This is a genomic window from Xylophilus sp. ASV27, assembly GCF_016428875.1.
In the GTDB taxonomy this organism is placed as follows: Bacteria; Pseudomonadota; Gammaproteobacteria; order Burkholderiales; family Burkholderiaceae_C; genus Xylophilus.
Window position 1 is genome coordinate 1 of the sequence record NZ_JAELTO010000138.1, and the last position, 9,642, is coordinate 9,642.

The following is a 9,642-nucleotide window of genomic DNA, read 5'->3' on the forward strand; positions in this document are numbered from 1 at the left end:
GCGGCGTCACGCCGGGCGGCGATCTGGCCCACGGCAACTGGATCACCCCCGCCCTCTTCGCCGACGTGCACAACGGCATGCGCATCGCGCAGGAGGAAATCTTCGGCCCGGTGCTCTGCGTGATCCCGTTCGACACCGAAGAAGAAGCCGTGCGCATCGCCAACGACAGCGAGTATGGCCTGGCCGGTTGCGTCTACACCACCGACGTGAGCCGCGCCTTCCGTGTGGCGCGCGCCATCAGGAGCGGCTCGGTCGGCGTCAACGGCTTTGCCAGCGTGCCCAACGCGCCCTTCGGCGGCATCAAGCGCTCGGGCGTGGGCCGCGAGGGCGGCTGGGCCACGGTGGAGGCGTTCACCGAACTCAAGACCCTCAACTTCAACCTGGATGCCTGAGGCCATGCGCGACAGCTTCGACTACGTGATCGTCGGCGCGGGCAGCGCCGGCTGCGTACTGGCCGGGCGCCTGGCCGAGGCGGGCCACACGGTCTGCGTGCTGGAGGCCGGCCCCGCCGACACCAGCCCCTACATCCACATCCCGGCGGGCTACATCAAGAACCTGTTCAACCCCCGGCTGATCTGGGACTTCAAGAGCGAGCCCAACCCCGCCACCGCCCACCGCACGCTGAGCCTGACACAGGGGCGCGTGCTCGGCGGCTCGGGCTCGATCAACGGCATGGTCCACAGCCGCGGCCAGCATGCCGACTTCGACGGCTGGGCCGCGCGCGGCAACCCGGGCTGGAGCTACGAGGAGGTGCTGCCCTTCTTCAAGAAGGCCGAGACGCGCATCGGCCCGGGCGACGAGCACTACCGTGGCCGCAGCGGCCCCATGCCGGTGAGCGACCCGGTGCGCTCCAGCCCGCTGTGCGACCTGTTCGTGCAGGCGGTGCAGAGCCTGGGCTACCCCTGCGTGCCCGAGCACAACGGCGCGGCGCAGGAGGGCGTGGGGCCGTGGCAGTTCATCATCGACACGCGCGGCCACCTGCTGCGGCGCACCAGCGCGGCACAGGCTTACCTGCGCCCGGCCCGCAGGACCGGCCGCGTGGACGTGCGCACCGACAGCCCCGCCACGCGCGTGCTGCTGCAGGGACCGCGTGCCGTGGGCGTGCGCTACCGCGCGGGCGGCGCCGGCGCGCCGGAGCGCGAGGTGCACGCGCGGCGCGAGGTCATCGTCTCGGCCGGTGCGCTCAACACGCCGCGCCTGCTGCAGATCTCGGGCATCGGCCCGGCGGAGCTGCTGCGCAGCCTCGGCGTCAAGGTGCAGGCCGACCTGCCCGGCGTGGGCGCCAACCTGGTGGACCACTACAACCTGCGCGTAGCGGTGAAGGTCAAGGGCATCTCCACCATCAACGAGCGCGGGCGCGGCCTGCCGCTGGCCTGGGAGATCGCCAGGTACTTCCTGGGCCGGCCCAGCATCCTGGCCATGGGGCCGGTGCCGATGCGCTTCTTCTTCCGCTCCGAGCCCACGCTGCCCACGCCCGACCTGCAGGTGTCGTTCACGCCCGGCAGCTACCAGGAGGGCCTGCCCGGCCTGCTGGACCACTACCCGGGCATGACGCTGGGCGGCCACAAGCAGCGGCCGGACGCGCGCGGCTACGTGCGCGCCCGCTCGACCAGCATCGACGAGCCGCCGCTGATCAACCCCAACCACCTGGGCGCCGAGTCCGACCAGAAGGCCATGGTCGCCGTGGTCCGGATGGCGCGCGCGGTGCTGCAGGCCAGGCCGTTCGCGCCCTACTACGTGGACGAGGTGTTCCCCGGCAAGGACGTGCGCAGCGACGACGAGATCCTCGACTTCGCGCGCCGGCGCGGCGGCACCGTCTACCACCACAACGGCACGGCGCGCATGGGGCCGGGCGACGACCCGATGGCCGTGGTCGATGCGCGGCTGCGCGTGCACGGCATCGAAGGCCTGCGCGTGGCCGACGCCTCCGTCATGCCCGCGCCGATCTCGGGCCCCACCAATGCGGCCACCATCATGATCGGCGAGAAGGCCGCCGACATGGTGCTGCAAGACGGCAAGCGCTGACCCCATCGGCTTGTCCATTCCAGACCCATCCACAAGGAGACCACCATGCGCGGCATCGTTTTCAAGGGCGACCGGAAGCTCGAGATCCTCGACTTCCCCGACCCCACGCCCGGCCCCGGCGACGCCATCATCGAGATGAAGGCCTCGGGCATGTGCGGCAGCGACCTGCACTTCTACCGCAACAAGCCGGCCGAGGTGCTCAAGTCGCTGGGCTTCAAGGACCTGGCCTCGCGCGGCATGGCCGAGGACACGCCGATCATCGGCGGCCACGAGCCCTGCGGCGTGATCGTCGCGCTGGGCTCGGCGGTCGACCCGCGCTCCTACAAGGTGGGCGACCGGGTCACGGTGTTCCATTACGAAGGCTGCAACCACTGCGACCACTGCCGCAGCGGCTGGACGCAGATGTGCAGCCACGGCGCAGACATCCACGGCGTGATCAAGCACGGCGGCCATGCGCAGTACATGTTGGTGCCGGTGACCTCGCTGGTGCACCTGCCGGACGAGGTGTCCTTCGCCACCGGCGCCGCGGTCTCCTGCGGCACGGGCACGGCCTGGGGCGCGCTGCTGCGCCTTCAACTGACGGCGCGCGACACGCTGGCGGTGTTCGGCCTCGGCCCCGTGGGCCTGTCGGCGGTGCAACTGGCCGCGGCCATGGGCGCGGAGGTGATCGGCGTGGACATCGCGCCCGAGCGCGTGGCGCGCGCGAAGGAATTCGGCGCGGCCCATGCCATCGACGGCAGCCGGCAGGACCCGGTCGAGGAAATCCTCAAGCTCACCGGCGGCCTGGGCGCGACCTGCGCCATGGACTGCGCGGGCGGCGACGTCCCGAAGCAGCAGGCCGTGCGCTGCACCCGCCCCTGGGGCCGCATCGCGCTGGTGGCCGTGGGCGGCAGCCTGCACGTCGATGGCATGAAGGACGTGATCGGCAAACAGCGCACCATCCTCGGCTCCTACACCTTCTCGGAGCCGAGCATGAAGGACTGCGTGGGCTTCATCGCCCACCACGGCGTGGACGTGGACAGGATCTTCACCGACCGCTGGGAGCTGGAGCAGGCCGAGCAGGCCTACCGCGTGTTCGACGGCCAGGCCGGGGGCAAGGGCGTGTTCGTTTTCTGAACCAGATCAGCGTGAAGCCCAGGTTTCTTCTGGGCATATAGCTACATTTTTCATAGCAACAACAGGAGACCTTCCATGCAACTCATGCGGCATTCATTCCGGCGCCTGGCGGCGGCTGCCGTCGCGGCGCTGGCCACGGCGGCGGCGTCCATGGCCGGGGCGGAGACGCTCAGCCTGGTGTCCATCCAGTCGATGACCGGCCCGACCGCGTTCGCGGGCGCGATCTTCCAGAAGGCGATCCAGCTCGCGGTGGACGAAGCCAACCAGAAGGGCGGCATCCACGGCCGCAGGATCAGCGTGATCGAGCACGACAACGCCAGCGACAAGGGCCAGGCGATCAACCTGGCCAACCAGGCCATCGACCGCGACCGCGCGCTGTTCGTGCTCGGCCCCACCACCACCGCCGACACGCTGGCCGTGGCGCCGATCTTCAACGACAAGCGCACGCCCTTCATCGGCTTCGCCGGCTCGGACGCCATCCTCAAGGCCGGCCCCTGGACGCTCAAGTTCCGCCAGGGCACGGACGTGGACGGCCCCGTGCTCGCCCAATACGTGCTGCAGAAAACGCCGGTGCGCAGGGTGGCGCTGGTGTTCGACCGCACCAATGAAGCGCTGATCGAGTTCAAGAACGTCTTCCGCGATGCCTTCAAGGCCGGCGGCGGCACGGTGGTGGCCGAGGAGGCCGTGGTCAGCAGCGACGCCAACTTCCTGCCGCTGGCGACCAAGCTCAAGGCGATGGACATCGATGCGGTGTACCTGACCAGCTACGCCGAGCAGTCCGGCAACATCGCCCTGCAGTTGCGCCAGGCCGGCCTGCCCGAGAAGGTGCGCATCCTCGGCTCGCTGGCCATCGTCTCGCCCAAGTTCCTCAGCGTCGCGGGCAAGGCGGCCGAGGGCGTGATCGCCATCTCGGACTACGTGCCCGGCATGGACCGCCCGCTGAACAAGGCCTTCGACGCGGCCTACCAGGCCCGCTACGGGACCGAGCCCGACAGCTACGCCGCCACCGGCTATTCGCTGGCCAAGGTGGCGCTCGCAACCCTTCAGGAGGCCGGGCCCCACCCCACGCGCGAGAAGGTGCGCGAGGCCTACCTGCGGCTCAAGGAGGTGCCGGTGGTCGTGGGCACCGGCGTCTGGAGCCATGCCGAGCGCCGCCCGAACTACGGCGCGCTGGTGCTCGGCGTGAAAGACGGCAGGTTCGTCATCGCCCCCTGAACCTCTTCCCCACGACAAGGAGACTTTCCATGCAATCCATCCAACGCGCCAGCCGCCTGTTCGCCGCCGCGCTTCTGTCACTGTGCGCCGCCGCCCAGGCGCAGGATCTTCCCGTGGTGTCCATCCAGGCGGTCACCGGCACGGCGGCCTTCTCGGGCGTGCACTACAAGAACGCGATCCGCCTGGCCATCGACGAGGTCAACGCCAGGGGCGGCGTCAACGGCCAGAAGATCAACCTGATCGAGCGCGACAACGCCAGCGACAAGGGCCAGGCGATCAACCTGGCCAACCAGGCGATCGACCGCGACAACGCCCTGCTGGTGCTGGGCCCCAGCACCACCGCGGACTCGGTGGCCGTGGCGCCGATCTTCAACGACAGGAAGACGCCCTTCCTGAGCTTTGCCACCTCCGAGGCCATCCTCAAGGCCGGCCCGTGGAGCCTGAAGATGCAGCAGGCGCCCGCCGCCATCAGCCCGCTGATGGCCAGGTACGTGCTGGAGAAAACGCCGATCCGGAAGGTGGCCATCGTCTTCGACCGCACGAACGAGGGCCTGATCGAATACAAGAACTTCTTCCGCGACCCGTTCAAGGCCGGCGGCGGCACCGTCGCCACGGAAGAAGCCGTGGTCAGCGCCGACTCCAACTTCCAACCCCTGGCCACCAAGCTCAAGGCCCAGGAGGTGGACGCGGTCTACCTGGGCGTGTACACCGAGCAGGCCGCCAACATCATCCAGCAGCTGAGCCAGTCCGGCCTGGACAAGGTGCGCTACCTGGGCCCGATCACGCTGGCCTCGGCCAAGTTCATCGCCATGGCGGGCAAGGCGGGCGAAGGCACCATCACCGTGTCGGACTACGTGCCGGGCCTGGACCGCCCGCTCAACAAGTCCTTCGAGGCCGCCTTCCAGGCCCGCTACGGCGCCGCGCCCGACGCCTGGGGCGCCTCGGGCTACACGCTGGCGCAGGTGGCCATCGCCGCGCTCAAGGAAGCCGGCCCCGGCCCGACGCGCGAGAAGGTGCGCGATGCCTTCCAGAAGCTGCGCGACGTGCCCATCGTCAGCGGCAGCGGCCTCTGGAACCAGCAAGACCGCAGGCCGCAGTTCGGCGCGGTGGTGCAGGTGGTCAGGGACGGCAAGCTGGTGGCCCAGTGAAGTCCGGCCTGAATTGCTGCAAGAAATATAGCTATCAGCCCAGATATCACCTGGGCTACAGCCTATTTTCCTTCAAGAGATACCTGCCATGCTGATCCAACAGCTCCTCAACGGCCTGGTCGTGGGCGGCACCCTCGCGGTGTTCGCGCTGGGCTTCACCCTGCTGTTCGGGGTGAACCACATCCTGAACATGGCCTACGGCTCGGTGTTCATGTGGGGGGCCTTCGCGGGCCTGTACGCCGCCACGGCTTTCAAGGCTCCCTTCCTCGTCGCGCTGCTCGCGGGCATGCTGGCCGGCGGCGCGCTGTCGGTGCTGCTGGACTTCGTGGCCTTTCGCCCGCTGCGCCGGCGCCATGCGCCCGAGTTCTCCTACATCCTGACCTCCATCGGCGCGAGCATCGCGCTGGTGGCGCTGGCGCAGAAGGCGTCGAACACGGCGGTGTGGCAGTTCCCGGCGGACACCTTCCCGGTCCGGATCTACGAATTCCTCGGGCTGCAGCTGCAGTCGCTGCAGCTGATCATCGTCGTCTCGGCGGTGGTGCTGGTCGGCCTGCTGATCCACGCGCTCTACTACACCGGCCTGGGCCGGCGCATCCGCTGCGTGGCGCATTCCGAAGGCACGGCGCAGCTGCTGGGCATCAACGCCGAGTGGGTCAACATCCAGGTGTTCTTCATCTCGGGGGCGCTGGCGGGCTTCGCGGGCGTGATGATCGGGCTGGCCTTCAACTCGGTGCACTTCCTGATGGGCGAGCCCTTCCTGATGCGCGCCTTCGTCATCATCATCCTGGGCGGGCTGGGCAGCATCGCCGGCTCGCTGGTGGGCGGCGTGATCATCGGCGTGGTGCAGACGCTGGCCTATGCCTACATTTCCTCGGCGGCGGCCGACGCCATCGCCTTCGTCATCCTATTCATCATCATCCTGATCCGCCCCACGGGCCTGTTCGGCAAGCCGGGCGCGGTCATGCGGGTGCAGCGCCAGTGATCGGACAGCCATGATCGACTACCTCCTCTCCTACAGCTCGGTCCTGGACCACGTGCTGATCTACGCGCTGCTGGCCATGAGCCAGGCCGTGGTGCTGCGCGCGGGCACCTTCTCCATCGGCCCGGCGGCGTTCGCCGCCCTCGGCGCCTACACCTCGGCCATCCTCGCCGTGACCTACGGCTGGCCGGCGCCGCTGGCGATTGCCTGCGGCATGCTGCTGGCGGGCGTCGTCAGCGCGCTCATGGCCTACCCGCTGTCGCGCCTGCGCGGGGTGTTCCAGGCGCTGGCCACGCTGGCGCTGGTGCAGGTGATAGTGACCCTGGCGCAGAACTGGGACGGCGTGACCAACGGCGTGCTGGGCATCTCGGGCATTCCCAAGGCCGCGACCACTGGCTGGCTGCTGCTGATCGTGGCCTTGTGCACCCTCCTCACCTGGCGCCTGGGCCGCTTCAGCCTGGGCCGGGCGATGGACGTGATCCGCGCCGACGAAACGGTGGCCGTGTCGCTGGGCATCCGCGTGGCCTACCACCAGCGCCTGGCGATGACGCTGTCGGGCCTGCTCGCGGGCCTGGCCGGGGCGCTGCATGCGTTCAACTCCTACGCCATCTCGCCCGAGGAGTTCGGCTTCGGCATGCTGGTGCACACGCTGGCCGCGGCGGTGCTGGGCGGGGCCACGTCCATCTGGGGGCCGCTGGTGGGCTCGGCGGTGCTGACCACGCTGCCCGAGTTCGTGCGCGTGTTCGCCGACTACCGGGGCGTGGTGCAGGGCGGGCTGCTGATGCTCATCATCATCTACCTGCCGCACGGCATCGCCGACACGCTGGCGTCGTGGCGGCAGGAGCGCCGGCTCCAGCGCGAGGTCGCGCTCAGGGAAGGATCGACCGCATGAGCACGCCCCCGACCCTGCGGCTCGATGGCGTGGGCAAGCGCTTCGGCGGCCTGCCCGCGGTCGACGGCCTGAGCCTGTCGGCGCTGCCCGGCACCATCACCGGCCTGATCGGCCCGAACGGCGCGGGCAAGACCACGGTGATCAATCTGATCATGGGCATCCTGAAGCTCAGCGCGGGCCGCGTCCTGTTCAACGGCCAGGACGTCTCCACGCTGGAGGCCGCCGACCTGGCGCGCGCGGGGATGGCGCGCACCTTCCAGAACATCCGCCTGGTGGCCGAAGCCACGGTGCTGGACAACGTGCTCTCGGGATTGCACGTGCACCAGCGCAGCGGCTTCTGGGCCAACCTGCTGGGCCTGCCCGCCGCGCGCGCGGAGCAGGCGGCGCACCGGGCGCAGGCCCAGGCGCTGCTGGAGCGCTTCGGCATGGCGCGCCTGGCCGGGCACCGCGCGGGCACGCTGTCCTACGGCCACCAGCGCCGCATCGAGATGATGCGCGCGCTGGCCATGAAGCCGCAGTTGCTGCTGCTGGACGAGCCGGTGGCCGGCATGAACGACACCGAGGCGGCCGAGCTGGGCGACATCTTCCGGCAGGCCGCCGCCAGCGGGGTGGCGATCCTGCTGGTGGAGCACAACATGCGCTTCGTCACGCAGGTCTGCTCGCATCTGTACGTCACGGCTTCGGGGCGCCTGATCGCCCAGGGGGCGCCCGAGGCGGTGCTGGCCGATCCGGCGGTGATCGAAGCCTATCTGGGGAGCTGAGCCGCATGAACCATCCGATCAACCTCTCCGGCGCCCACGCCCTGTCGATCGACAAACTGGAGGTGCACTACCAGGGCATCGCCGCATTGCGCGGCGTGGCGCTGCAGATCAAGCAGGGCGAGATCTTCGCCCTGATCGGCCCCAACGGGGCGGGCAAGTCCAGCCTGGTCAATGCGGTGACGGGCATCGTGCCCTCCACCGGGGACATCGAGTTCGGCGAGCGCGCGTTCAACACCCTGTCCGCCTACCAGCGCGCGCGCCTGGGCGTGATCCAGGTGCCCGAGGGCAGGCGCGTGATCGCGCCGCTGTCGGTGCAGGAGAACCTGATGCTGGGCCGCGAGGCCCTGGGCGCGCGCAAGGGCGAGGTGCAGGCCGACCTGGAGCGCGTGTTCGCGCTGTTCCCGATCCTGGCCGAGCGGCGCGCGCAGTTATCGGGCACGCTCTCGGGCGGGCAGCAGCAGATGCTGGCGATCGGCCGCGCGCTGATGGGCCACCCGCGCGTGCTGCTGCTCGACGAGCCGAGCCTGGGCCTGGCGCCAGTCATCATCGCCGACGTGTTCCGCGCCATCGAGCAGCTCAACCACGAGGGCATGACCATCTTCCTGGTGGAGCAGAACGCGCGCCTGGCGCTGCAGACCGCGCACCGCGCTGCCGTGCTGGAGCAGGGCCGCATCGTCAAGCAGGGCGATGCCGATGCGCTGGCGCACGACCCGGAGGTCCAGGAGCATTACTTTGGGCAAGCCACGCATTGAGGTCATGGCGATGCATGCCCACGGCTTCATCATCGTTTGGGCAGGCAGCTCTTGCCGCGTGGTGGCCAGCCGCCTACGAGGTATTGCCTCCGGGGCAGGCGGAAGGAGACACCCGCTCCATCCGCCTTCCCAAGTCCATTCCAGCAAAACACAAAGGAGATATCCATGGGGAAAACCATCCAGGCAATGCCGGCCAAGCGCCTGGGACTCACCGCCTTGGCGGCTCTGGCCACCCTGGGCGCATCCATTGTGCGGGCCGACAACCTCACCATAGTGTCCATCCAGTCGATGACCGGCCCTGTCGCCTTTGCAGGCACACTGTTCCAGAAATCCATCCAGTTGGCCGTAGACGAGGTCAATGCCAAGGGGGGCATACATGGCAACAAGATCACCCTGATCGAGCGCGACAACGCCAGCGACAAGGGCCAGGCCATCAACTTGGCCAACCAGGCCATCGACCGCGACCGCGCGCTGCTGGTGCTAGGCCCCTCGCTATCGGCCGACTCGCTGGCCGTGGCGCCCATCTTCAATGACAAGAAGACCCCCTTCCTGAGCTTCGCGAGTTCGGACGCCATTCTCAAGGCCGGCCCCTGGTCGCTAAAGCTACGCCAGGGCTCGGATGTGGACGGCCCCATCCTCACCAAGTACCTGCTGGAGAAAACCCCCATTCGCAAAGTGGCGCTGGTGTTCGACCGTACCAACGAGTCACTGATCGAATACAAGAACATCTTCCGCGACGCCTTCAAGGCCGGCG

General features: G+C 69.0%; 10 protein-coding genes. All 10 read left to right on the forward strand.

What is annotated here, in order from left to right:
- The coding region (locus tag JHD63_RS20210; protein WP_198972603.1) for an aldehyde dehydrogenase family protein at window positions 1–392 on the forward strand (392 nt) is incomplete at its 5' end.
- A gap of 4 nt (window positions 393–396) precedes the next feature.
- A complete protein-coding gene (locus tag JHD63_RS20215) occupies window positions 397–2,025 on the forward strand; it encodes a GMC family oxidoreductase (protein ID WP_198972604.1) in 1,629 nt (542 codons plus the stop codon).
- Window positions 2,026–2,070: 45 nt separating this feature from the next.
- Entirely contained in the window at window positions 2,071–3,141 is a 1,071-nt protein-coding gene (locus tag JHD63_RS20220) for a zinc-dependent alcohol dehydrogenase family protein (RefSeq protein WP_198972605.1), read from the forward strand.
- A gap of 75 nt (window positions 3,142–3,216) precedes the next feature.
- Window positions 3,217–4,356, forward strand: coding sequence for an ABC transporter substrate-binding protein (locus JHD63_RS20225; protein ID WP_198972606.1), 1,140 nt, complete (start codon window positions 3,217–3,219; stop codon window positions 4,354–4,356).
- A gap of 29 nt (window positions 4,357–4,385) precedes the next feature.
- Complete coding sequence (locus JHD63_RS20230) at window positions 4,386–5,504, forward strand: ABC transporter substrate-binding protein (protein ID WP_198972607.1); 1,119 nt, start codon at window positions 4,386–4,388, stop codon at window positions 5,502–5,504.
- A gap of 88 nt (window positions 5,505–5,592) precedes the next feature.
- Window positions 5,593–6,486, forward strand: coding sequence for a branched-chain amino acid ABC transporter permease (locus tag JHD63_RS20235; protein WP_198972608.1), 894 nt, complete (start codon window positions 5,593–5,595; stop codon window positions 6,484–6,486).
- A gap of 10 nt (window positions 6,487–6,496) precedes the next feature.
- Window positions 6,497–7,375, forward strand: a complete 879-nt coding sequence (locus JHD63_RS20240; RefSeq protein WP_198972609.1) for a branched-chain amino acid ABC transporter permease — start codon at window positions 6,497–6,499, stop codon at window positions 7,373–7,375.
- Complete coding sequence (locus JHD63_RS20245) at window positions 7,372–8,136, forward strand: ABC transporter ATP-binding protein (protein WP_198972610.1); 765 nt, start codon at window positions 7,372–7,374, stop codon at window positions 8,134–8,136. Before JHD63_RS20240 ends, JHD63_RS20245 begins: the two co-directional genes overlap by 4 nt.
- 5 nt (window positions 8,137–8,141) lie before the next feature.
- Window positions 8,142–8,888 (forward strand): ABC transporter ATP-binding protein, encoded by a 747-nt coding sequence (locus JHD63_RS20250; protein ID WP_198972611.1) that lies wholly within the window; start codon window positions 8,142–8,144, stop codon window positions 8,886–8,888.
- A gap of 165 nt (window positions 8,889–9,053) precedes the next feature.
- The coding region (locus JHD63_RS20255) for an ABC transporter substrate-binding protein (protein ID WP_233168486.1) at window positions 9,054–9,642 on the forward strand (589 nt) is incomplete at its 3' end.

What these genes read in the sequence shown, in the direction of transcription:
- JHD63_RS20215 (WP_198972604.1), top strand. Translation starts at nt 397, where the DNA reads ATGCGCGACAGCTTCGACTACGTGATCGTCGGCGCGGGCAGCGCCGGC.
- JHD63_RS20220 (WP_198972605.1), top strand. Translation starts at nt 2,071, where the DNA reads ATGCGCGGCATCGTTTTCAAGGGCGACCGGAAGCTCGAGATCCTCGAC.
- JHD63_RS20225 (WP_198972606.1), top strand. Translation starts at nt 3,217, where the DNA reads ATGCAACTCATGCGGCATTCATTCCGGCGCCTGGCGGCGGCTGCCGTC.
- JHD63_RS20230 (WP_198972607.1), top strand. Translation starts at nt 4,386, where the DNA reads ATGCAATCCATCCAACGCGCCAGCCGCCTGTTCGCCGCCGCGCTTCTG.
- JHD63_RS20235 (WP_198972608.1), top strand. Translation starts at nt 5,593, where the DNA reads ATGCTGATCCAACAGCTCCTCAACGGCCTGGTCGTGGGCGGCACCCTC.
- JHD63_RS20240 (WP_198972609.1), top strand. Translation starts at nt 6,497, where the DNA reads ATGATCGACTACCTCCTCTCCTACAGCTCGGTCCTGGACCACGTGCTG.
- JHD63_RS20245 (WP_198972610.1), top strand. Translation starts at nt 7,372, where the DNA reads ATGAGCACGCCCCCGACCCTGCGGCTCGATGGCGTGGGCAAGCGCTTC.
- JHD63_RS20250 (WP_198972611.1), top strand. Translation starts at nt 8,142, where the DNA reads ATGAACCATCCGATCAACCTCTCCGGCGCCCACGCCCTGTCGATCGAC.